The sequence below is a fragment of the Streptomyces asoensis genome (assembly GCF_016860545.1).
Taxonomy (GTDB): domain Bacteria; phylum Actinomycetota; class Actinomycetes; order Streptomycetales; family Streptomycetaceae; genus Streptomyces; species Streptomyces asoensis.
In genome coordinates this window covers 1,870,750-1,894,174 of record NZ_BNEB01000005.1, presented here as the reverse complement: position 1 = coordinate 1,894,174, position 23,425 = coordinate 1,870,750, and the positions used below count along the sequence as shown (strand labels likewise).

Annotated in this window: 18 protein-coding genes; 8 read left to right on the top strand and 10 right to left on the bottom strand. The window is 73.2% G+C overall.

Annotated features, from left to right (window positions below; all coding sequences use genetic code 11):
* Window positions 1-2 precede the first annotated feature (2 nt).
* The 3 genes from Saso_RS31115 to Saso_RS31105 all read left to right on the top strand — a co-directional run bounded on the left by Saso_RS31115 (window position 3) and on the right by Saso_RS31105 (window position 5,298).
* Window positions 3-2,411 (top strand): xanthine dehydrogenase family protein molybdopterin-binding subunit, encoded by a 2,409-nt coding sequence (locus Saso_RS31115; protein ID WP_189923187.1) that lies wholly within the window; start codon window positions 3-5, stop codon window positions 2,409-2,411.
* A 147-nt stretch (window positions 2,412-2,558) separates the two neighbouring features.
* Window positions 2,559-4,016: an NCS2 family permease gene (locus Saso_RS31110; protein WP_189923189.1), complete on the top strand. Its 1,458-nt coding sequence runs from the start codon at window positions 2,559-2,561 to the stop codon at window positions 4,014-4,016.
* 67 nt (window positions 4,017-4,083) lie between these two features.
* The gene (locus Saso_RS31105; protein WP_189923191.1) at window positions 4,084-5,298 is read left to right on the top strand and encodes an XdhC family protein; all 1,215 of its coding nucleotides are present in this window, start codon (window positions 4,084-4,086) and stop codon (window positions 5,296-5,298) included.
* A 55-nt stretch (window positions 5,299-5,353) separates the two neighbouring features.
* Here Saso_RS31105 and Saso_RS31100 read toward each other — a convergent pair whose 3' ends face one another.
* The 10 genes from Saso_RS31100 to Saso_RS31055 form a co-directional block, all read right to left on the bottom strand.
* Complete coding sequence (locus Saso_RS31100) at window positions 5,354-5,794, bottom strand: SRPBCC family protein (protein WP_189923193.1); 441 nt, start codon at window positions 5,792-5,794, stop codon at window positions 5,354-5,356.
* A gap of 88 nt (window positions 5,795-5,882) precedes the next feature.
* Window positions 5,883-6,671: a polysaccharide deacetylase family protein gene (locus Saso_RS31095; protein WP_189923195.1), complete on the bottom strand. Its 789-nt coding sequence runs from the start codon at window positions 6,669-6,671 to the stop codon at window positions 5,883-5,885.
* 87 nt (window positions 6,672-6,758) lie between these two features.
* A complete protein-coding gene (locus Saso_RS31090) occupies window positions 6,759-8,207 on the bottom strand; it encodes a family 43 glycosylhydrolase (protein WP_189923197.1) in 1,449 nt (482 codons plus the stop codon).
* Between the two features lie 105 nt (window positions 8,208-8,312).
* Window positions 8,313-9,803 carry a family 43 glycosylhydrolase gene (locus Saso_RS31085; RefSeq protein ID WP_189923199.1) on the bottom strand — a complete coding sequence of 497 codons (1,491 nt, stop codon included), beginning with the start codon at window positions 9,801-9,803 and terminating at the stop codon, window positions 8,313-8,315.
* A 291-nt stretch (window positions 9,804-10,094) separates the two neighbouring features.
* Window positions 10,095-12,311, bottom strand: coding sequence for a catalase/peroxidase HPI (katG, locus tag Saso_RS31080; protein ID WP_189923201.1), 2,217 nt, complete (start codon window positions 12,309-12,311; stop codon window positions 10,095-10,097).
* An 84-nt stretch (window positions 12,312-12,395) separates the two neighbouring features.
* Window positions 12,396-12,833, bottom strand: coding sequence for a Fur family transcriptional regulator (locus Saso_RS31075; protein ID WP_189923204.1), 438 nt, complete (start codon window positions 12,831-12,833; stop codon window positions 12,396-12,398).
* A 94-nt stretch (window positions 12,834-12,927) separates the two neighbouring features.
* The gene (locus tag Saso_RS31070; protein WP_189923206.1) at window positions 12,928-14,157 is read right to left on the bottom strand and encodes a cysteine desulfurase-like protein; all 1,230 of its coding nucleotides are present in this window, start codon (window positions 14,155-14,157) and stop codon (window positions 12,928-12,930) included.
* A 160-nt stretch (window positions 14,158-14,317) separates the two neighbouring features.
* On the bottom strand, window positions 14,318-14,998 hold the full coding sequence (locus Saso_RS31065) for a response regulator transcription factor (protein ID WP_189923208.1): 681 nt from the start codon (window positions 14,996-14,998) through the stop codon (window positions 14,318-14,320).
* Window positions 14,995-16,188 carry a sensor histidine kinase gene (locus Saso_RS31060; protein ID WP_189923209.1) on the bottom strand — a complete coding sequence of 398 codons (1,194 nt, stop codon included), beginning with the start codon at window positions 16,186-16,188 and terminating at the stop codon, window positions 14,995-14,997. Before Saso_RS31060 ends, Saso_RS31065 begins: the two co-directional genes overlap by 4 nt.
* Window positions 16,189-16,334: 146 nt before the next feature.
* Window positions 16,335-18,548, bottom strand: coding sequence for an MMPL family transporter (locus Saso_RS31055; protein WP_189923210.1), 2,214 nt, complete (start codon window positions 18,546-18,548; stop codon window positions 16,335-16,337).
* 272 nt (window positions 18,549-18,820) lie between these two features.
* Here Saso_RS31055 and Saso_RS31050 point away from each other — a divergent pair, with 272 nt between their 5' ends.
* The 5 genes from Saso_RS31050 to Saso_RS31030 all read left to right on the top strand — a co-directional run bounded on the left by Saso_RS31050 (window position 18,821) and on the right by Saso_RS31030 (window position 23,397).
* Window positions 18,821-19,960: an SGNH/GDSL hydrolase family protein gene (locus tag Saso_RS31050; RefSeq protein WP_189923211.1), complete on the top strand. Its 1,140-nt coding sequence runs from the start codon at window positions 18,821-18,823 to the stop codon at window positions 19,958-19,960.
* Window positions 19,961-20,114: 154 nt separating this feature from the next.
* Window positions 20,115-20,708 carry a hypothetical protein gene (locus Saso_RS31045; RefSeq protein WP_229901328.1) on the top strand — a complete coding sequence of 198 codons (594 nt, stop codon included), beginning with the start codon at window positions 20,115-20,117 and terminating at the stop codon, window positions 20,706-20,708.
* 58 nt (window positions 20,709-20,766) lie between these two features.
* The gene (locus tag Saso_RS31040) at window positions 20,767-21,591 is read left to right on the top strand and encodes a YcnI family protein (protein ID WP_189923212.1); all 825 of its coding nucleotides are present in this window, start codon (window positions 20,767-20,769) and stop codon (window positions 21,589-21,591) included.
* A gap of 178 nt (window positions 21,592-21,769) precedes the next feature.
* Window positions 21,770-22,528, top strand: coding sequence for a hypothetical protein (locus Saso_RS31035; protein WP_189923213.1), 759 nt, complete (start codon window positions 21,770-21,772; stop codon window positions 22,526-22,528).
* 212 nt (window positions 22,529-22,740) lie between these two features.
* Window positions 22,741-23,397, top strand: a complete 657-nt coding sequence (locus Saso_RS31030) for a sigma-70 family RNA polymerase sigma factor (RefSeq protein WP_189923214.1) — start codon at window positions 22,741-22,743, stop codon at window positions 23,395-23,397.
* Window positions 23,398-23,425: the final 28 nt, after the last annotated feature.

Genomic DNA, 23,425 nt, shown 5'->3' with positions numbered 1-23,425 from the left:
CGATGCCCCGCAACAGCGCCCCCCTCGGCACCCCCGCCAAGGTCACCCAGGGCTCGCCGACCAGGGGAGGCATCGGCGAGTCCACGCTCCGCCCCGACGGCATCCTCAAGGTCACCGGCGAGTTCGCGTACTCGTCCGACCTGTGGCACGAGGACATGCTCTGGGGCCAGATCCTGCGCTCCCCCCTCGCCCACGCCGAGATCGTCTCCATCGACACGTCCGAGGCGCTCGCGCTGCCCGGTGTGTACGCCGTGATGACCTACGACGACCTCCCGACCGACGTGAAGAACTACGGCCTGGAGATCCAGGACACCCCGGTCCTCGCCCACGGCAAGGTCCGCCACCACGGCGAGCCGGTCGCGATCGTCGCCGCCGACCACCCCGAGACCGCCCGCCGCGCCGCCGCGAAGATCAGGGTCGACTACCGCGAACTGCCCGTCGTCACCGACGAGGCGTCGGCCACCGCCCCGGACGCGATCCTGGTGCACGAGGGCCGCGACGACCACCACATCGGTCACGTCCCGCACCCCAACATCGTCCACCGGCAGCCGATCGTCCGGGGCGACGCGGCCGCGGCCGCCGCGCGCGCCGACGTCGTGGTCAGGGGCGAGTACACCTTCGGCATGCAGGACCAGGCCTTCCTCGGCCCCGAGTCCGGTCTCGCCGTGCCCGAGGAGGACGGCGGCGTCCACCTCTACATCGCCACCCAGTGGCTCCACTCCGACCTGCGCCAGATCGCGCCCGTCCTCGGCCTGCCCGAGAGCAAGGTACGGATGACGCTGGCCGGTGTCGGCGGTGCCTTCGGCGGCCGCGAGGACCTGTCGATGCAGATCCACGCCTGCCTCCTGGCGCTGCGCACCGGCAAGCCCGTCAAGATCGTCTACAACCGCTTCGAGTCCTTCTTCGGCCATGTCCACCGCCACCCGGCCAAGCTCACCTACGAGCACGGCGCGACCCGCGACGGCAAGCTGACCCACGTCACCTGCCGGATCGTCCTCGACGGCGGGGCGTACGCCTCGGCCAGCCCGGCCGTCGTCGGCAACGCCTCCTCGCTCGGCATCGGCCCCTACGTCGTCGACGACGTCGACATCGAGGCCATCGCCCTGTACACCAACAACCCGCCCTGTGGCGCGATGCGCGGTTTCGGCGCGGTCCAGGCGTGTTTCGCCTACGAGGCGCAGATGGACAAGGTCGCCGCGGAACTCGGCATGGACCCGGTGGAGTTCCGTCAGATCAACGCGATGGAGCAGGGGTCGCTCCTGCCGACCGGGCAGCGGGTCGACTCCCCGGCGCCGGTCGCCGAACTCCTGCGCCGGGTCAAGGCGATGCCGCTGCCCCCGGAGCGCCAGTGGGAGAGCAGCGAGGGCGCGGACGTACGGCAGCTGCCCGGCGGGCTGTCCAACACCACGCACGGCGAGGGCGTCGTGCGCGGGATCGGGTACGCCGTCGGCATCAAGAACGTCGGCTTCTCCGAGGGCTTCGACGACTACTCCACCGCCAGGGTGCGCATGGAGGTGGTCGCCGGCGAGCCCGTCGCGACCGTGCACACGGCCATGGCGGAGGTCGGCCAGGGCGGGGTGACCGTCCACGCGCAGATCGCCCGCACCGAGCTGGGCGTGGCGCAGGTGACCATCCACCCGGCGGACACCCAGGTCGGCAGCGCCGGTTCGACCTCGGCCTCCCGGCAGACGTACGTCACGGGCGGCGCCGTCAAGAACTCCTGCGAGCTGGTCCGGGAGAAGGTCCTGGAGATCGGGCGGCGCAGGTTCGGCTCTTACCACCCCGCCTGGGCCACCGCCGAACTGCTCCTGGAGGGCGGCAAGGTCGTCACCGACGGCGGGGAGGTCCTCGCCGACCTGGTCGACGTGCTCCAGGACGACAGCGTCGAGGTCGAGGCCGAGTGGCGGCACCGGCCCACCGAGCCGTTCGACCTGCGCACCGGGCAGGGCAACGGACATGTCCAGTACTCCTTCGCCGCGCACCGCGCCGTCGTGGAGGTCGACACCGAGCTCGGCCTGGTGAAGGTCATCGAGCTGGCCTGCGCGCAGGACGTCGGCAAGGCGCTCAACCCGCTGTCCGTGATCGGCCAGATCCAGGGCGGCACGACCCAGGGACTGGGCGTGGCGGTCATGGAGGAGATCATCGTCGACCCGAGGACGGCGAAGGTGCGCAACCCGTCCTTCACGGACTACCTGATCCCCACGATCCTCGACACGCCGACCATCCCGGTCGACGTGCTCGAACTCGCCGACGACCACGCCCCCTACGGGCTGCGCGGCGTCGGTGAGGCACCCACCCTGTCGTCGACGCCGGCGGTCCTCGCGGCCGTCCGCGCCGCGACCGGGCTCGCGCTCGACCGCACACCGGTCCGTCCGGAGCACCTCACCGGAACGGGGCCCCTGGGGGCCTGAGCCGCTGTCACCCGGGGGTACGGCACCCTGCCGCACCCCCGGACCCCCTTGTTCGTCTCGGGCCGTCCCCCGGGTCGTCCATTCCCAAATCCCGTGACCGGCCGAAGGCGCCGCGCGGGTGTCCCTTTGAACCTTGGGAGATGGCCCATGACCCACCAGTCGACGGAGCCGAGGACCACGGCCGAGGACGCGGGCGAAGGCAGCCGCGTCCCCGCCGGACGGTCCTGGCTCGACCGGTACTTCCACATATCCCGGCGGGGCTCCACCCCCGGGCGTGAAGTGCGCGCAGGCGTCACCACCTTCATGGCGATGGCGTACATCCTGCTGCTCAACCCCGTCATCCTGTCCGGCAAGGACGTGGCAGGGGACACCCTCGGCCGGCAGGCGCTGATCACCGCGACCGCCTTCGCCGCCGCCCTCAGCACGCTGCTGATGGGCTTCTTCGGCAAGGTGCCGCTGGCCCTCGCCGCCGGCCTGTCGGTCTCGGGAGTGCTGGCCTCCCAGGTCGCGCCCCGGATGACCTGGCCGCAGGCGATGGGCATGTGCGTGGTGTACGGCGTGGTCATCATGCTGCTGGTCGTCACCGGACTGCGCGAGATGATCATGAACGCGATCCCGCTCGCGCTCAAGCACGGCATCACCATGGGCATCGGCCTGTTCATCGCGCTCATCGGGTTCTACAAGTCCGGCTTCGTGCACCAGGGCGAGGCCACCCCGCTCACCCTCGGCCCGGCCGGCGAACTCGCGGGCTGGCCCGTGCTGCTGTTCGCGGGCACACTGCTGCTGATCTTCGTGCTCCAGGCCAGGAACGTCCCCGGCGCCCTCCTCATCGGCATCGTCGCCGGCACGGCCGTCGCCGCGCTGCTCAACGCCACCGGGGTCGTCGATCCGCGGCAGTGGGCGGGCGGCGCGCCCGAACTGCACGGCAGCGCGGTCTCGATGCCCGACTTCTCGCTCTTCGGGGACGTGGAGTTCGGCGGCTGGGGCGAGGTCGGCGCGATGACGGTCGGCCTGATCGTCTTCACCCTCGTGCTGGCCGGGTTCTTCGACGCGATGGCCACCATCATCGGCGTGGGCACCGAGGCCGGGCTCGCCGACGACAAGGGCCGGATGCCGGGCCTGTCCAAGGCGCTGTTCATCGACGGCGCCGGCGGGGCGATCGGCGGAGTGGCGGGCGGCTCCGGCCAGACCGTGTTCATCGAGTCGGCGACCGGCGTGGGCGAGGGCGCGCGGACCGGCCTCGCCTCGGTCGTCACCGGCGCCTTCTTCGCGGCCTGTCTCTTCTTCACGCCGCTCACCGCGATCGTCCCGCAGGAGGTCGCCTCCGCCGCCCTGGTCGTCATCGGGGCGATGATGCTGACGAACGCCCGGCACGTCGACTGGGCCGACCGCGCGACGGCGGTCCCGGTCTTCCTGACCGTCGTCCTGATGCCGTTCACGTACACCATCACCACCGGCGTGGCCGCGGGTGTCGTCTCGTACGCCGTCATCAGGACCGCGCAGGGCAGGGCGCGGGAGATCGGCGCCTTCATGTGGGTGCTGACGGCGGTCTTCCTCGTCTACTTCGCCCTGCACCCCGTCGAAGGCTGGCTCGGCGTGCGGTAGCGCACCGGGCACCTGCCCCTTCGAGGGGCGACCACCCCCACACCACCGCAGCCGAGGAGACCGAGACATGCTGGACATCGCCGAGGAACTGGACCGGTGGGTCGAGCAGGGCCGTGACTTCGCCGTCGCCACCGTGGTGGCCACCGGCGGCAGCGCGCCCCGCCGCCCGGGCGCCGCCCTGGCGGTCGACGCAGAGGGAACGGCGATCGGCTCGGTCTCCGGCGGCTGTGTGGAGGGCGCCGTGTACGAGCTGTGCCGGCAGGCCCTCCAGGACGGGGAGTGCGTCCTCGAACGCTTCGGCTACAGCGACGACGACGCCTTCGCCGTGGGACTCACCTGCGGGGGGATCATCGACATCCTGATCACCCCGGTACGGGCCGGCGACCGCGTCCGGCCGGTGGTCGCGGCGGGCCTGCGGGCCGCGGCCGCGGGCCGGACGGCGGCGCTGGCGCGGATCGTGACGGGCCCGGCGGACCTCGTCGGCCGGGCGCTCCTGATCCACGACGGCGACCACGGCCACCACGGTGACCCTCACGGGGGCGAGCCGCACGCGGGCGACCGGCACGCGGGCGGCCGGTACGAGGGCGGGTTCGGCTCGCACCCCGAACTGGACCGCACGGTCGCGGCCGAGGCCCGCGCCTTCCTCGACGCGGGCCGCACGGGCACCCTGGAGATCGGCGAACAGGGCTCGCGCTGCGGCGCCCCGCTCACCGTCCTGGTCGAGTCGTCCGTACCGCCGCCCCGGATGATCGTGTTCGGCGCGATCGACTTCGCCGCGGCGCTGGTGCGGGTCGGCAAGTTCCTCGGCCACCATGTGACGGTGTGCGACGCGCGTCCCGTCTTCGCCACCCGGGCCCGCTTCCCCGAGGCCGACGAGATCGTCGTCGCCTGGCCCCACGAGTACCTGGAGCGCACCCGGGTGGACGCGCGGACCGTCCTGTGCGTCCTCACCCACGACGCCAAGTTCGACGTGCCCCTGCTGCAACGGGCGTTGCGGCTGCCGGTGGCCTACGTCGGCGCGATGGGCTCGCGCCGCACGCACCTGGAGCGCAACGCCCGGCTGCGTGAGGTGGGCGTGAGCGAGCTCGAACTGGCCCGGCTGCGTTCCCCGATCGGCCTGGACCTGGGGGCCCGGACGCCCGAGGAGACGGCGCTGTCCATCGCCGCCGAGATCGTCGCCGACCGGCGCGGCGGCAGCGGTGTCCCGCTGACCGGGGCGCACACACCCATCCACCACGACACGGCTCCGGCCCGGGCGGGCCGGATCGGTTCGGTGGCCTGACCCGCGCCCGCGCGTCCGGCGTGACCCGCCGGCCCCGACGGCCGTCCCCCGGCCGTCACCGGGTGCGCAGCAGCCCGTCGGCGGCGCGTCCGAACATCGAGCGCGCCGAGGCCGCGAGGAGCGGGTCGAACAGGGACGGCAGGAAACGCACCCGCACGTCCTCCCGCCAGACCACCCGGGTCCGCCCGCCGGGTTCCGGCCGCACCTCGATCTCCGCCCAGCCGAGGACGACGCGCCCGCGCTTGTCCAGGCGGCACCGGCCCGGGCCCCCGTCGGACGGGGGCTGCCACCCGGTGACCTCCATCCGGTCGTCGAAACCGAGCGGGCCGAGGCCCGTCCGCGCCACGAAGACCGTGCCCTCGCGGGTCGGCGGGCGGGTGAGCACGGTGACGCGGGTGAGGGGTACCACGTCGCCGTGTGCCGGCCAGTCGGTCAGGCGCCGCCAGGCGTCGTCCGGGGAGAGCTGTACGGTGCGTTCGAGCTGGAAGAGGGCCACCCGGTGATGGTAGGGAGTCCGGGTGCCCCGGCGGCGGACCGCCGCCTTTCGGCGCGCGGGTCCGAGCCGCCCCTCGCGGTGCGGCGGGTCAGCGGTAGACCTGGCCGGGCACCGGTGTGCCGGGCGCGAGGAGCTGGGGAACCGTCACGAAGACGAAGCCGCGCTCCTTCAGCGCGTCGATGATCCCCGGGACCGCCGGTACCGTCCCGTCGTAGATGTCGTGCAGCAGGATGATGCCGTCCCGGTCGGCCTGCGCGAGCACCCGGCGTTGTATCAGCGCGGAGTCCGTCGTCGTGTAGTCCTTGGCGGTCACCGTCCACAGCACCTCGGACAGGCCCATCTCGCGGCAGATCCCGTGCACGGTCGCGTCGGTGCGGCCCTGCGGCGGACGCATCAGCGTGGGGCGCCGCCCCGTGAGGCGCTCTATCGCGTCGTCGGGGCGCCTCAGTTCCTCGCGTATCCCGTCCGGCGTGAGCTGCGTGAGGATCTTGTGGTCCCAGGTGTGACTGGCCACCTCGTGTCCCTCGGCGGCCATCCGCCTGACGAGGTCCGGGTACTTCTCGATGTGCCGCGCCCCCAGCAGGAAGAAGGTCGCCGGGACCTGTTTCTCCTTCAGGATGTCGAGCAGCCGGGCCGAGTTCTCGCTCGGGCCGGCGTCGAAGGTGAGGGCGATGCACCTGGCCCGACGGCAGTCGGCGGTGCCGAAGCGGGAGGCCTGGGCGGTGGCCGCGGGGCCGCCCCGGGCGGCGCTCGGGTGGGTGACGTCCGTGCTGCCGCAGCCGGTCAGCGTGACCGCCAGGCAGGCGGCCGCCGCCGAGACGGCGACGGCACGCAACCCGGCCCCCGTTTTCTTCGTCTTCCTGGTCGGAGAAGGCATGCCGAGACTATACATACGGGGTATACACCCCATGTATAGTCTCGGTCGTCATGCGCTCCACGGGCCGGCGCCCGGCCGGCCCGGACCTCACTGGGCGTAGAAGGTGGCGTCACCCCGGTCCGTGGCCGTGGCCGGTGTCTGCACGTACAGCAGGTAGTCGTAGTGCCGGACGTAGCGTCCCGCGTAGTTGTACGACTCGTACGAGACCCCCGCCGGGTCGGCGAGGCCGGCCCGCCGGTAGAAGCTCGCGTCGGACGCGAACACCGACGTGCCGTCGTTCTTCTCCAGCCACACCTCGAAGTTCTTGTGCCGCAGGAAGTACCCCGGGAACCCGGTCGACTCCAGCGAGACCGTGCCGGCGCCGGCCAGGCCGGTCACCACCCGGAACTGGGAGTCGGCGAGCGGGCTGACGTTCGCGTCGATGCGGGCGCGGTACTCCCAGTGCCGCACGAACCGGTCCGGGTAGTTGTAGGAGGAGAAGCGCTGCGGGGTGACGCCGTCCGCCACCGGGATCCCGAAGTCGGGGGTGCCGTCCGCCTTCCAGTACAGCTTCTGCACGCGGGTACGGCGGTTGGGGTCGTTCAGCGGGTCGCCGGTGATGTCCCGGTAACTGCGGTCGTGGTAGACGAGGATGTCGGACCTGCCGTCCTCGGAGACCGTGAAGGAGTTGTGGCCCGGACCGTACTGCGAGGTCGAGGCGTTCGTGGTGAAGACGGGCTGGGTGCCCTTGGTCCAGGACGCCGGGTCGGTCAGGTCGGCCGTCGCGGAGGCGGTCAGCATGCCCAGGCAGTAGTTGGCGTCCGTCGCGCTCGCCGAGTAGGTCATGAAGACCTTGCCGCCGTGCTGGATCAGCGCCGGACCCTCGTTGACCTTGTAGCCGATCGTCTCCCAGGACAGCGTCGGCTGCGAGATCTCGGCCGGAGTCCCCTGGATCGTCCAGGGGTTGGCCAGCTTCGCGATGAACAGACTGGTGTTGTTGTCCTCCGCCGGGTTGCGCTGCGCCCACGCCAGATAGCGGACGCCGTTCACGACGAACGTGGTGGAGTCCAGCGAGAAGCTCTCCCACGTGGTCTTGATCTGGCCCTTCTCGGCCCAGGTCGCGGTGAGCGGATTCGCGCCGGTGCCTTCGAGGACGTACATCCGGATCGCCCAGACGTCACTGGTGGAACCGGCCGCGAAGTACACGTACCACTTGCCGTCGATGAAGTGGATCTCCGGCGCCCAGATGTGGGCGCCCATGATCCCGCTGCTGTGCTTGGTCCAGATGGTCACCTCCTGGGCGGTCGACAGGCCCTGGATCGTCGTCGCCCGGCGCAGCACGATGCGGTCGTACTCGGGCACCGTGGCCGTGAAGTAGTAGTAGCCGTCGGTGTGCTTGAAGATGTGCGGATCGGCGCGCTTCTCGGCGATCGGGTTGGTGTAGGTCACGGCGGGTGACTCCGGCGCGGCGGCCTGGACGGGGGTGAGCGGGCCGGTGAGGACGGCCGCGAGGGCGACGAGGCCGGCCAGGATCAGCCGAACGGCGTTGCGTCTCAAGGGAGTTCTCCAGAGGGGGGTGAGGGAGGGGGAGGGGGGACAGGGGATGGAGGGCGGGGGATGGAGGTGAAAGGGGAAGAGGGGAGAGGGCGGGCGGGGGCGGGCTCAGGTGGTGGGCACGAGGCGCCACTGCTGGCAGGTGTTGTTCAGCCAGGTCCACTGCCGTACGTCGGTGCCGTCGGCGGTCCCGCAGTCCGCCACGTCGGCGACCTTGCCGCTGTTCTCGTTCACGAGCCGCACGTAGTCGCCGCCCGCGGTGAAGACCGGGCGGAAGCGCTGGCACTTGTTGTTCAGCCACGACCACTGGCGCAGGTCGGCGCCGTCGGCGGTGGAACAGTCGGCGGTGTCCATCACGCCGCCGGTGGCCACGTTCACCAGCTGGGAGGTGTCGTCGCCCTGGTCCTCGATCCGCCACTTCTGGTTGGCCCCGCCGGTGCAGGTCCACTGGAGGATGTTCGTGCCGTCGGCGGTCGAACCCCCGGCCACGTCCAGGCACTTGCCGCTGTTGCGGTTGACGAGGGTGTACGCCGTCGGGGTCGCGGCCGTCTCGCCGGACGGGCCCGCGAGCGCGGTGCCCGGCGCGACCGGGGTCCCGAAGGCGGGGGTGCCGTCGGCGTTCCAGGTGAACTTCTGGGCGCGGGTGGTGCGGCCGTTGCCGCAGCCGCCGCTCGCCGAGGAGTTGGCGTGGTAGACGATCCAGTTCTCGGTGCCGTCGGGCGAGGTGAAGAAGCCGTTGTGGCCCGGGCCGTACACGCCGTTCGCGTCGCTGCGCTGGAAGACCGGCGTCTGCTTCTTGGTCCACGACGCGGCGCTCAGCGGGTCACTGCCCGTCAGCTCCAGCTGCCCCAGCTTGTAGTCGGCGGTCTGGCAGTAGCTGGCGGAGTAGGTGAGGAAGGTGCGGCCGTCGTGGTACAGCGGTTCCGGGCCCTCGTTGACGGGGGCGCCGACCCGCTCCCAGTCCAGCGTGGGAGCGGAGATCACCGAGAAGGTGCTGCTCGCGAGCGTGTACGGGTTGCTCATCGGCGCGATGACCAGACTCTGCGCACTGCCGTTCACGAAGCCGCTGCCGACGAGGTACAGCTTCCCGTTCGCCTGGAGCACGCTGGCGTCGATCAGCCAGCCGCCGGGCGTGAGGTCGGATCCCGTGAGCGACCCCTTGTACGTGTACGGGCCCAGCGGGTCGGTGCCCGTGCTCTCCAGGACGTGGGTGCGCTGCGAGTCGCAGCAGGCGGTGCCGCCCTGTCCCGCCGAGTAGTACAGGTACCAGTGGCCGTCGAACCGGTGGATCTCGGGCGCCCAGATGTTGGTGTTGCGCGTCGCGGTGGTGTCCGACCACACCTGCACGGTGGCCGCGGTGGCGAGGCCCGCCAGGGTCGGCGACTTGCGCATGCCGAGGACGCCCGTGAACGTCGTGGTGATCAGGTAGTAGTTGCCGTCGTGGTACTCCAGCCAGGGGTCCGCGCCCTTGGCCGACTTCAGCGGGTTGGTGTACGGGCGGCCGGCGGCCGCGGACACCGGCTGGGTCGCCGCGACGAGGGCGACGAGGAGGGCCGGCACGCAGACGAGCAGGGGTCTGCGGCGGAACTTCCGGGGCATGGGACCGTCCCTTGTCCGTGAATTGCCTGTCCGGGATTTCGAACACAGTTCGTAACTTCGGCCAGAAGATAGGGGGCCTGCATGTCCCCGTCAATGGTTTCGGCAGTCCCGGGGGCATCGGCGGCCCCAGGAGTACCGGAACAGCCTCCGGACGACAGCCGCACCGGCGGCGGCCGTCCGGGGCCGGGAAACGCGCCGGGGCGCCCCGTCCGGTCGCGGTGGACCGGGCGGGGCGCCCCGGGTGTGCTGCTCTTGGGTTCGTCGTGTCCTCTCCTGGCGGAGAGGGCGGGATCAGACCAGGTCGAACCGGTCGAGGTTCGAGACCTTGACCCACGCGGCGACGAAGTCGTTGACGAACTTCGCCTTCGCGTCGTCGCTCGCGTAGACCTCGGCGAGGGCGCGCAGCTCGGAGTTGGAGCCGAAGACGAGGTCGGCGCGGGTGCCGGTCCACTTGACCTCGCCGGAGGCGTCACGGCCCTCGAACGTGGTCTGGTCCGAGGACGTGGACGACCAGGTCGTGCCCAGGTCGAGCAGGTTGACGAAGAAGTCGTTCGTCAGCGTGCCGGGGGCGTCGGTCAGGACGCCGTGCGCGGACTGGCCGTGGCTGACGCCCAGCACGCGCAGGCCACCGACCAGGACGGTCAGTTCGGGGGCGCTCAGGGTCAGCAGGTTCGCCTTGTCGAGCAGCAGGTACTCGGCCGGCAGGCGGGTGCCCTTGCCGAGGTAGTTGCGGAACCCGTCGGCGTTCGGCTCGAGCGCGGCGAACGACTCGACGTCCGTCTGCTCCTGGGTCGCGTCCACCCGGCCCGGCGTGAAGGGGACCTCCACGGCGTGACCGGCGTCCTTCGCGGCCTTCTCCACGGCGGCGGCGCCACCGAGGACGATCAGGTCGGCCAGGGAGACCTTCTTGGCGCCGGAGTTGAACTCCGCCTGGACACCCTCGAGGACACGCAGCACCTGGGCCAGCTCGTCCGGGTTGTTGACCTCCCAGCCGCGCTGCGGCTCGAGGCGGATGCGGGCGCCGTTGGCGCCGCCGCGCTTGTCGCTGCCGCGGAAGGTGGAGGCCGACGCCCAGGCGGTGGAGACCAGCTGCGAGACGCTCAGGCCGGAGGCGAGGAGCTTGGCCTTGAGGGCCGCGATGTCCTCGGCGCCGATGACCTCGCCCTCGGCGGCGGGCAGCGGGTCCTGCCACAGCAGGGTCTCCGCCGGGACCTCCGGGCCGAGGTACAGGGACTTCGGGCCCAGGTCACGGTGGGTCAGCTTGTACCAGGCGCGGGCGAAGGCGTCCGCGAACTCGGCCGGGTTCTCGTGGAAGCGGCGCGAGATCTCCCCGTAGATCGGGTCGAAGCGCAGCGACAGGTCGGTGGTGAGCATCGTCGGGAGCTTCTTCTTCGACGGGTCGTGCGCGTCGGGGATGATCGCCTCGGCGTCCTTGGCGACCCACTGCTTGGCGCCGGCCGGGGACTCCGAAAGCTCCCACTCGAAGCCGAACAGGATGTCGAAGAAGTCGTTGCTCCACTGGGTGGGCTTGGTGGTCCAGGTGACCTCCAGACCACTGGTGATGGCGTCGCCGCCCTTGCCGGTGCCGTAGGTGGACTTCCAGCCGAGGCCCTGCTGCGCGAGGGCGGCGGCCTCGGGGTCGTCGCCGACGGCGTCCGCCGGGCCCGCGCCGTGGGTCTTGCCGAAGGTGTGGCCACCGGCGATCAGCGCGACGGTCTCCTCGTCGTTCATCGCCATGCGGCGGAACGTCTCGCGGATGTCGCGGGCGGCGGCCAGCGGGTCCGGGTTGCCGTTGGGGCCCTCGGGGTTGACGTAGATGAGGCCCATCTGGACCGCGCCCAGCGGGTTCTCCAGCTCACGGTCGCCGGAGTAGCGCTGGTCGTCGAGCCAGGTGGTCTCCGGGCCCCAGTACACGTCCTCGTCGGCCTCCCAGACGTCGGCGCGGCCGCCGCCGAAGCCGAAGGTCTCGAAGCCCATCGTCTCCAGCGCCACGTTGCCCGTGAGGATCAGCAGGTCGGCCCAGGAGATCGACTGGCCGTACTTCTTCTTGACCGGCCACAGCAGACGGCGGGCCTTGTCGAGGTTGGCGTTGTCCGGCCAGCTGTTCAGCGGCGCGAAGCGCTGCTGCCCGCGGCCACCACCGCCGCGGCCGTCGCTGATGCGGTAGGTGCCGGCGCTGTGCCAGGCCATGCGGATCATCAGCGGGCCGTAGTTGCCGAAGTCGGCGGGCCACCAGTCCTGCGAGGTGGTCAGCACCTCGGCGATGTCCTGCTTCACGGCCGCCAGGTCGAGGGCCTCGAACGCCGCGGCGTAGTCGAAGTCCGCGCCGAGCGGGTTCGCCACGACGGGGTCCTTGGCGAGGATCTTCAGGTTGAGCCGCTCCGGCCACCACTGGCGGTTGCCGCCGCCCTGGGTCGGGTGCGCGGCGCGACCACCGTGGGCGACCGGGCAGCCGCCCGCCTCCGCCCCCTTCGGCTCGGTCACGATCGCGTCATGGTTCTCGGTCATGGGGGAATCCTTCTGGTGGTCGGATCACGTGCTCACGTGGCGCGGTCTCGGGAACCGCGCCTGCTGGTGCGGGTGTCGAGGTGCTCAGGTGGTACGGGCGGTGGAACAGTCGGGGCACAGGCCCCAGTAGATGACCTCGGCCTCGTCTATGGCGAAGCCGCGGTCGTCGGAGGCGGTCAGACAGGGAGCGTGGCCGACGGCGCAGTCGACGTCGACGACGGCTCCGCACGAGCGGCACACGAGGTGGTGGTGGTTGTCCCCCACACGTCCCTCGAACCGGGCCGGGCTGCCCGGCGGCTCGATGCGGCGCACCAGTCCCGCGGTGGTCAGCGCGTGCAGGGCGTCGTACACGGCCTGGAGGGAGATGTGGCCGACGCGGCCGCGCACTCCCGAGGCCAGTGCCTCGACGCCGAGGTGATCGCCCTCCCGGACGGTCTCCAGCAGCGCGACACGAGCGGCCGTCACCCGCAGGCCGACACCGCGCAGCTCTTCGGCGGTCGTCGGGGTACGGGGTGCTGTCATGCCGTCGAACCTACTCCATAAACACGAACGGTTCAAGAAAACGAATAGTGCAAGTCTGGAGAACGTCGCAAGTCAGCCACGCGGCGGCCGTGTGTCAGAGGAACGACGCGAGCCCGTCCAGGAGCCGGTCGACGTCCTCGCAGTCGTTGTAGGGCGCGAGTCCCACCCGCAGCGCGGGGTCGCCGAGGCCGAGCGCGGCGAAGGCCTCGTAGGCGTAGAACGAGCCCGCGGGCGCCACGACACCCCGGGCGGCGAGATGGGCCTGCGCCTCGCGGGCGTCACGGCCCGCGAAGCTCATCAGGACGGTGGGGGTGCGCTCCTTCGCCCGGCTGTGGACGGTGACGGTGTCACCCAGTTTCCGCAGCCCTTCCTCGATCCGCGCGCGGACCGCGTTCTCGTGCTCGTGCAGGGCCCCGAGCGAGCGCGCGAGCCGCTCCCTGCGCGGCGCCCGTGTCCCCGGAGCCTCCCCGGGCCGCCCCTGCCCGAGGGTGTCGAGCCCGGCCAGGAAGTCCACGGCGGCGGTGGCGCCCGCCAGGACCTCGTAGGGCAGCGTCCCGAACTCGAAGCGCTCGGGGACCGTGTCGGGCGACGGCAGCAGCTTGTCCGGTACGAGGGACTCGAGGACGTCGGGCGCGCCCGCGAGCACCCCGCAGTGCGGGCCGAGGAACTTGTACGGCGAGCAGACGAACAGGTCGGCGCCCAGCGCGGGCACGTCCACCAGGTGGTGCGCGGCGTAGTGCACCCCGTCCACGAACACCAGCGCGCCCGCCTCGTGCGCCCGGTCGGCGATCAGCCGGACGGGCGGCCGGGTGCCCACCACGTTCGAGGCGGCCGTCACCGCGACCAGCCGGGTCCTCGGCGACAGCGCCCGCTCGTAGGAGCCGAGGTCGAGTTCCGCGGTGGCGGCGTCGAGCCCGATCCAGCGGACGGTCACCCCGGCGCGCTCCGCCGCCTGGACCCAGGGGCGGACGTTGGCGTCGTGGTCCAGTCGGCTGAGGACGATCTCGTCGCCCTCCCGCCAGTCCTTGGCCAGGGTCCGGGAGAAGTCGTAGGTGAGCTGGGTCGCGCTGCGTCCGTGCACGACGGCGCCCTCCGGCACGCCCAGCAGATCGGCGTAGGCGGACCGGAAGCCCGCGACGGCCTGCTCGGCGTTGCGCTCGGACACGCTGACCAGCCCCCGGTTGGACAGCGGACCGGTGAGCGTCCTGGCGACGGCCTCGGCGACCGGGGCGGGCGTCTGCGTCCCTCCCGGCCCGTCGAAGAAGGCGAGACCCTGCGCGAGGGAGGGGAAGTGGGCCCTGAGGGCGGCGACATCGATGGCCATGGCCCAGACTCTCGCAGCCCGCGGCCCGGACCCACCACCGAACCGCGGGGATCTCGCCACGGCCGGAGCGCGGCCCCGCGCGCGACGGCGTCCGCCTCCGGGGCCGGGACCGGACCCGGGACCCGGGGCTCCGGGGTGGCGAAGGGCCGGGCGCCGGAGGTCAGCCGTCGTGGCCCGCCGGGGGTTTCACCAGCCCGCTGCGGTACGCGATCACGACCAGCTGGGCGCGGTCGCGGGCGTCCAGCTTGGTCATGGCGCGCTGGATGTGGCTGCGCACGGTCAGTGGGCTGAGGACCAGCTCGGCGGCGATCTCCGCGTTGGACCTGCCGTGCGCGGCCAGCGCCATCACCTCCCGCTCCCGGTCGGTCAGGGCCTTGAGCACCTCGGGGAGCACCGGGTCGTCGGTGTCCGGGACGGCGAGGAAACGGGTGATCAGCGCCCGCGTCGCGCCGGGGGAGAGCAGGGCGTCGCCGGCCGCCACGGTGCGGATGCCCGACAGAAGCACCTCCGGACTCACCCCCTTGCCGAGGAAGCCGCTCGCGCCGGCCCGCAACGCCCGGGCGACGTTGCGGTCGTCCTCGAAGGTGGTCAGGACGAGGACCCGGGTGCCCGACAGCTCCGGCCGCGCGCAGATCGCCGAGGTCGCCGCCACTCCGTCGACGTCCGGCATCCGGATGTCCATGATCACCACATCGGGCCGGTGCGTCCCGGCCAGGTCGACGGCCTCCTGACCGTCCGCGGCCTCCGCCACGACGGTCATGTCCTCGACCGACTCGATGAGGATCCGGAAGGTGGCCCGCAGCAGGGCCTGGTCGTCGGCGAGCAGGACACGGATGGTCATGGGGCGAGGCTTTCGTCGGGGCGGTCGAGCGGCAGGGCGCAGGCGACCTCGAAGCCGCCCCCCGGGCGGGGACCGGCGTGGAACGTACCGCCCACCGCGGCCGTGCGCTCACGCATCCCGCGCAGACCGTAGCCGCGGCCGGCGCCGGGGACCGGCCCGGGGCGCCCGGGAGCGGTGTCGTTGGTGACCGTGAGGGTCAGGTAGTGGGCGGTGCGCACGAGCCGGACCCGCGCGGTGCGCGTCGCCGCGTGCTTGCTCACGTTGGTCAGCGCCTCCTGGACGATCCGGTACGCCGTCAGGTCGAGGACCGGCGACAACGGGTGCGAGGGACCCTCGACCGTCACGGTCACCTCCAGACCGGCGGCCGCGCACGAGTCCACCAGGCCGGGCAGCTGAGCCAGCCCCGGCGCGGGCGTCAGGTCGTCCCCCGGATCGGCGTCCTCGCGCAGCAGGCCGACGGTCGCCTTCAGCTCGCGCAGCGCGTCCGCCGTCGTCCGCGGCAGCAGGGCGACGATCCCGAGGGCCTTCTCCGGGTCGGTCCGCGCGAGATGGGCCGCGGTGCCGGCCTGCGCGTCGGCCAGCGTCAGATGGTGGGCGACCACGTCGTGCAGTTCCCGTGCGATGCGCATGCGCTCCTGGATCACCCGGTGACGCGCGTCCTCCTCCCGCTGCCGGTCGGCGTGCGCGGCCCGGGCCGCCGCGTACTCGCGACGGACCCGCACGTAGGCGCCGCACGCCGCGGAGAGCAGGACCCAGGCGGCCGGGTTCACGATGGCGAGGACCGGCGAGTCGTGGAACGTGGGAACGAACAGGCCGGTGACGGCGATCCCGGCGGCGGCCGCCGCCGCGGTGCTCCAGGCGGTGCGGCGGGGGCTGCGCAGGCTCACGGAGTACTGCGCCCACAGGAGCGGGCCCATCAGCCCCGGCGTGAGGAGATAGCCCAGGACCGCCAGGGCCATCGTGCACACCAGGGTGACGGTGAGGACCGCGAGCGGCTGCTCACGGCGCCGGCGCGGCGCCGCCGAGGCGACGACGGCCAGCGCGACGCCGGGCCACAGCACGGGCGTCGTCGGCATGATCGCCCTCGTCGTGAGGACGCTCGCGACGGTGAGCGCGCACAGCAGTGCCAGCGTCGTCACCTCGACGGCTTCCGGCCGGGCCGCCGCCCGGCGCTGCCAGCTTGCGCTCATCACACTCCGAGACGGTTGCGGACCGGACGGACATGCTCACACACCGCGCCCTCGAAGGGGCCGCGCCCGCCCGCGCGGCTCCGAGGCGCCGTGACCTGGCATCGCGGGCCACGGCGTCCGCAGGCCGCCGCCGCGGCGGGACGGGCTCAGGCGCGGGCCGGTTCCTGCGGTGCGGCCTCGCCGGGCACCGGGCCGGCGGCGGGCACGGGCCGCCGGGCGAGTCCGACGCCCTCGACGTCCACCCGGGGCAGGAGCCGGTCCAGCCACCCGGGCAGCCACCACGCCCGGTCGCCGAGCAGGGCCAGCACCGCGGGGACGAGCGTCATCCGCACGAGGAAGGCGTCGAACAGCACGGCGACGGCGAGACCGAAACCGATGGTCTTGATCATCGACTCGTCGGCGCCGACGAAGCCGGAGAACACCGCGATCATGATCACCGCGGCGGCCACCACCACCCGCGCGCTGTGCCGGAAGCCGGTGACGACCGCCTGGGGAGCGCTGTCCCCGTGCACGTACGCCTCCCGCATCCGGGCGACCAGGAACACCTCGTAGTCCATCGCCAGGCCGAAGACGATCCCCACCAGGAAGATCGGCATCAGGCTCATGATCGGCCCGGTCTGCTCCACCCCCAGCAGCGAGGCGCCCCAGCCCCACTGGAAGACCGCCACGACCGCGCCCAGCGAGGCCAGCACCGACAGCAGGAACCCGAAGGCGGCCTTGACCGGGACGAGCACCGAGCGGAAGACCACCAGCAGCAGGAGCAGCGCCAGGACCACGATGACGGCCAGATACGGGACGAGCGCGTCCTGGAGCGCCCGCGCCACGTCGATGTTCATCGCGGTGCTGCCGGTGACCTCGAACGTGGCGCCGGTCTCCCGCTCGAGCGCGGGGCGCTGCGAGCGGATCGTCTGGACCAGGTCCTTGGTGTCCTCGTCGTTGGGGCCGCTCGCCGGGACCGCCGAGAACAACGCGGTGTCACCGGCCTCGTCGAAGCGCGCGGCGGAGACGGACACCACCCCGCGGGTCGCGCCGATCTCCCGGGCGATCGTCTTGACGGCGGCCTCGGCCCCCGTGACGCCCCTGACGTCCGCGACGATGGTCAGCGGCCCGTTGAAGCCCGCGCCGAAGCCCTCCGCGAGGGCGTCGTAGGCGCGTCGTTCCGTCGACGAGACGGGCTTGGACTCGGCCCCCGGCATGCCCATCTCCAGGTGGGTGGCGGGCAGGGCCAGGGCGCCCAGCCCGACGACGCACGTCACCAGCACGGTCACCGGGCGGCGCAGCACGAGACGGGCCCACCGGGAACCGCCGCCGGCCTCCCCGGTCACGGCGCGGCCCTTGCGCACGCGGCGGGAGAGCACGGCCTGCGGCCACATGCCGAGGAGGGCGGGCACCAGGGTGAGGGCGATCAGCACGGCGACGACCACGGCTCCCGCGGCGCACAGGCCCATCTTCGTCAGCATCGGGACGCCGACCACCGACAGACCGGCCAGTGCGATGACGACGGTCAGACCGGCGAAGACCACGGCGGACCCGGCGGTGCCGACGGCGAGGCCGGTCGCCTCGCGCGGGTCGTGTCCGTTCGCGCGCTCCTCGCGGTACCGGGAGACCACGAAGAGGGCGTAGTCGATGCCGACCGCGAGCCCCAGCATGCCGGCGAGCGTCCCCGTGGTCAGGGACAGCCCGAAGACACTCCCGAGGGCCAGGATGGCGGCCGTCGAGACCCCGATGCCGACGACGGCGGTGAGCAGCGGCAGGCCGGCGGCCGCGAGGGACCCGAAGGTGATCAGCAGGACCACGGCGGCCAGGGCGATGCCGACGGCCTCCGAGGAACCGCCCGCCGCGGGCTGTGCGGCGAGCGCGGTGCCGCCCACCTCCACCGTGAGCCCGGAGCGCCGCACCTCCCCGATGGCCCGCTCCAGGGCGTTCTTCTCGGCGTCGGTGAGATCGCCGGCCTTGACCTCGTAGTTCACCGTCGCGTAGGCGGTCGAGCCGTCCTCGCTGACGGCGCCCGCGGTGAACGGGTCCACGACCCCGGCGACCCGCGACCCCGTCGCGACCCGCTCGACGAGCCCGTCGACCGCGGCGCGGGGACCGGGCGCGGTCACCTTCTGGCCGTCGGGCGCCACGAACACGATCCGCGCGTTCGCGCCGTCGGCGTCCGCGCCGGGGAAGCGCTCCCCGATCAGGTCGAAGGCGCGCTGGGCCTCGATGCCGGGCATGAAGGACGTGCCGTCGTCGCCGGCGGCGGGCGCCTTGGCGGCGCCCAGGCCGACGGCGCCGAGGACCACCGCCCACAACAGCGTCACGAGCCAGCGCCGCTGGAAGGCGGTCCGGCCCATCCGGTAGAGCAAGGTAGCCACGGGAAAGAGATCTCCAGGTCCGGGTTCGGGTGGACGCCCAGCGTGGCCCGGGAGGACGCGTCGGCACATCGTGCCCCTGCTGGCTCTCCCGCCTGGTGCCGGTGCACGAGCCGGGGCGCCCGCGGTACTCCTCCAGGAGGAGCACCGCGTACCGCTCGGGCAGGAGACGGCGCCGCGCGCCGTGGTGCGCTCCGCCACGGCGCCGGGTCGTCGTGGACTGCGGCGGCGAATGGCGGACACATGACTACGACCGACACCGAGAGGTCCCCCGTATGCATTCCGTCCTCGATCCCGCGCTCGGCTGTGTCGTCGGCGCGCTGGGGAAGACGACCGGCGCCGCCGGAGTCACGCTGCACCGGTCGCCGGACACGGGACGCGCCCGGCTGGACGACAGGGCGTTCGACTTCAGCAGCTCGGTGCCCTCCGGCGTGCGGCTGGAGATGCTCACGGACGCCACCGCACTCGAACTCGACGTCGTGCTGAGCGTGGTGCTGCTGCCGGGCATGCCGGCCGCCGGCAGCGTCTTCGACCTGGTGGTCGACGGTGAACTCCGCGAGCCGGTCGTGGCGACCGGACAGAGCCCGGTCTACCTCGACCCCGCCACCGGCTCTCTGGAGGCCCGCCCGGCCGAACCCTGCACGGTCCGGTTCGCCGTCGGCGACCGGGCCCGTGAGCGGCGCGTCGAGATCTGGCTGCCCGTCGCCCCGGCCTGCACGCTGGCCGACGTACGGGTCCCGGAGGGGGCTTCGCTGCGTCCCGCCCCGGCGAGCGGACCGCTGTGGGTGCACTACGGCAGTTCCGTCAGCCAGTGCGCGGACGCGGACCGCCCGACCGCCACCTGGCCGGCCGCCGTGGCCCGCTGCGCGGGCCGGTCGCTGCTCAACCTGGGCCTCGGCGGGCAGTGCCAGCTGGATCCCTTCATGGCCCGTGCCGTCCGTGACCTGCCCGCGAGTGCGATCAGCCTCGAACTGGGCATCAACGTCCTGAACGCCGACAGCATGCGCGAACGCGCCTTCGTCCCGGCGCTGCACGGATTCCTCGACACGATCCGCGACGGGCACCCGGACACACCGGTCCTGGTCGTCACCCCCCTCTTCTGCCCGGCCGCCGAACAGCGGCCCGGCCCGACCCTGGTGGGCCCCGACGGGAGGGTCCGCGCCGCCGACCGGCCCGCCGAGCTGGCACTCGGCGCCCTCACGCTCACCCGCATCCGCGAACTGCTGGGGCGGGCCGTCGAACAGCGCCGCCGTGACGGTGACGACCGGATCCGGCTCCTGGACGGGACGACGCTGTTCGGGCCGGACGACGTCGACGACCTCCCGGACGGCCTGCACCCCAACGCGGCCGGCTACGCCCGCATGGCCGAGCGCTTCCTGCCGCTGTCGTTCGGCGAGGAGGGCGCGCTGAGGTGAACGAGCCGCGCGGAGACCGCGGACGGCAGGGAACTGAACGGTGTCCGGGTCCGACCCGTAGAGGGGGTGCGGGTTCGGCCGGCGGGACGTGATGGTGGTGCGCATGCGGGGGCAGGGGGAGCGGTCCTCGCGCCGCATGGCAGCATCGGGCGTCGTGAGGGCGTCCCTGGCGGTGCGGTGCCTGCGTGCGGCGGTGTTCGCCGTGCTGTGCGTGCTGCTCGCCACCGGCGGACATGTGCTGGCCACGGGCGAGGCGCCGCCGGTGTGGACGCAGCTCGCGGGAGCCGTGCCGGTCTTCGCGGCCGGCTGTCTGCTCGGCGGGCGGGAACGTTCACTGGCCGGAATCGGCGCCGGGACCGCGGCGGCGCAGGGCGGGTTGCACCTCGCGTTCCACACCGCCCGGCCGCACACGGCGATGGTCATGCACGGGATGCGGACCGTCCACTCCCACCCGCTCGCACCGGCCCCGCACGCGCTGACGGCGCACGCCACCGCCGCGCACATCGGCGCGGCCCTGCTGCTGACCTGGTGGCTGCGGCGCGGGGAGGCCGCGCTGTGGTCCCTGCTGCGCCGGGCGGCCCGCTGTGTGCCCGGGCTCGCCGCCTGGTGGCGGGTGGTCCGGGGTTTCCAGGGAGTTCCGGAGGTGCCCGGACCGTGGTGCCCGGCCGTCGCGGGGGCGGGAGTGCTGCCCCAGGTGCGGTTGCGGCACGCGGTGCACCGGCGGGGGCCGCCGACGGGGAGGTCGTGAGCGCCGCGCGCTCCAGCACCCGACGTCCCTCCTCCCTCGGTACGGAGACCACACAGTCATGTCCACGACTTGCACCACGACCACCACCAGCAGCACCACCGACACCACCACCAGCAGCACCACGGTCGCCGGCGTCACCCGCAGGCCCGGCACGGTGCTGCGCCGGGCCGCCGCCGTCGCCGCCCTCGCCGCCGCCGGAGTCCTCGCGGCGGCCGGGGCCGCCTCCGCGCACGTCACCGTGCACCCCGAGAGCTACGCCAAGGGCGCCACGGACGGGGTCCTCACCTTCCGGGTCCCCAACGAGGACGACGCCGTGACCACCACCGAGGTGCAGGTCTTCCTGCCGACGGACCACCCGGTGCTCGGGGTTCTGGTCTCGCCGCGCGACGGCTGGACGGCCTCGGTGAAGAACACCAGGCTCAAGACACCGGTCAAGACCGACGACGGCACCGTCACGGACGCCGTCTCCGAGATCACCTGGACCGGCGGGAAGATCGCCGCCGGGCAGTTCGAGGACTTCGACGTGGCGTTCGGTCAGCTTCCCGACGACGTCGGCCGGTTGACGTTCAAGACGCTCCAGACGTACTCCGACGGCAAGACCGTCCGCTGGATCGAGGAGGCGGCGGCCGGCGCCGACGAGCCGGAGAACCCGGCGCCGGTCCTCGAACTCACCGCGAAGGGCGCGGACCGAGCGGCGCAGGACGGCGCCGGGGCGGCGGCCCCTTCGGTGAGCGCGAAGAGTTCCGCCTCCTCCACCGCCTCCGGCGACGACTCCACGGCCCGGGGTCTCGGCGCCGCCGGACTGGCCGTGGGCGTCCTGGGGCTGGCGGCCGCGGCGTTCGCCGTCGTCCGCGGCCGTTCCGCCGGGTCGCGGCCCGAGTAGGACCGCGGGCGGCCCCGCCACCGGCACCCGCCGCCGGGACGCCCGGCGGCGGGACCGGCGGCCGGCTTCCGGCCGGGCGCTGTGTCCTGTATCACTCTCCCCGGGGTGAGTGGCGGGGCCGGGTGCCGTGCGTACCCACCCGTGACGAGCGGCGCCCGGATGCGAGGATGAGGCCGTCATGACTGCTGGGTGGGGTGTGCGCACGACACGGGCCGCGGTGTTCGCGGCCGTGTGCGTGCTGCTCGCTGCCCTCGGACACGTCCTCATGTCGGGCTCCGCCGTGCCCTGGTGGACGCTGTCCGCCGGCTTCGCCGTCACGGGCGGTGCCGGCTGGGTGCTGGCCGGCCGTGAACGCGGGCTCGCGCCGGTGGTGTCCGTCGTGGTCGTCGCGCAGGGCGCCCTCCACTCGGCCTTCTCGTGGGGCGGTGCGTCGGCACCGGATTCCGGTACGGGCCTCCCGGCGCACCAGGTCCCGGGCGCCATGAGCGGCATGTCCATGGGGTCGAGCCACATGGGCCCGATGCACATGGGCTCTCTGCACATGGGCTCTCTGCACATGGACGCGATGGACATGGGTTCCCCGGGTCCCCTGGAGTCCCTGTCCATGGGGCACCTGGCGCACACCGGACAGCTCGGCCACCACATGGCCCACGGCGCGGACGGTGTGCCGTCGGGGGGCATGCTCGCCGCCCATACGCTCGCCGCCCTGCTCACCGGCCTGTGGCTGGCCCACGGCGAGCGGGCCGCGTTCCGTCTCCTGCGGGCCGTCGCCGGGTGGCTGGCCGCCCCGCTGAGGCTGCCCCTCCTGGCCCTGCCCGTCCCACCGCACCGGCCCCGCCCGCGGCCGGCGGACGAACGCGCCGAGCGCGTACCGCGCCTGACGCTCACCCACACGATCATCTCCCGAGGGCCTCCGGCGGGGACCGCTGTCGTCTGAGACAGCCGGTTTCCCGAGGCCGTTGCGCAGGCACCCTGTCTGCCGGTTTCCGCGGCCCCGGGCGCGGGGTGTGCGCGTCGCACGCCCCCTCCTCCCTCCCGTCCCGGGGCCCTTCCGCGGCGCAGGCTCTCCCGCCGGGCGTGCCCGACGCACGCCCGGTCCGTGCCCGCGCGGGGTCGGACCGGTCCCGGACCACCCGAGAAGGACCTCAGGTGATCACTCCTGTCCTCCCCCTGCCGTCCGGGAAACGTGACGCGGGGCGCACGGCGACCGGTCGGACCGGCGTCCCGGCGTGCCCCGACGACCCGGCCACCCTCTGGGCCCTCGCTGCCCGCGCGGGCGATCCCGACGCGGTCGACCGCTTCGTACGGGCGCTGCGTCCGGACGTCGTCCGCTGCGTCACGTACCTCTGCGCGGACCGTCAGCTGGCCGACGACCTCACGCAGGAGACGTTCCTGCGGGCTCTCGGCAGCCTGCACCGGTTCGAGGGGCGCTCGTCGGCCCGCACCTGGCTGCTGGCCATCGCGCGCCGCACGGTCGTCGACAGCCTGCGGCACGCGGCCGCCCGGCCGCGGCCGGCCGACCTGGACGACTGGACGACCTGGGCCGAACGGGCCCAGCCGAGCGGTCTGCCGGGCTTCGACGACGGCGTCGCCCTGCTCGACCTGCTGGACGCGCTGCCCGCCGAGCGCCGTGAGGCGTTCGTCCTGACCCAGTTGGCCGGGCTGCCCTACGAGGAGGCCGCCCGGGCCGGCGGCTGCCCGGTCGGCACGATCCGCTCCCGCGTGGCCCGCGCCCGTGCCACGCTCACCGGTCTCCTCGACGAAGCGGAGGGCTCGGGGACGGCCGCGGCCGTCCTCGCGGCCTGAGGGCAGGCAGGGGCGCCGGTGTCCTTCC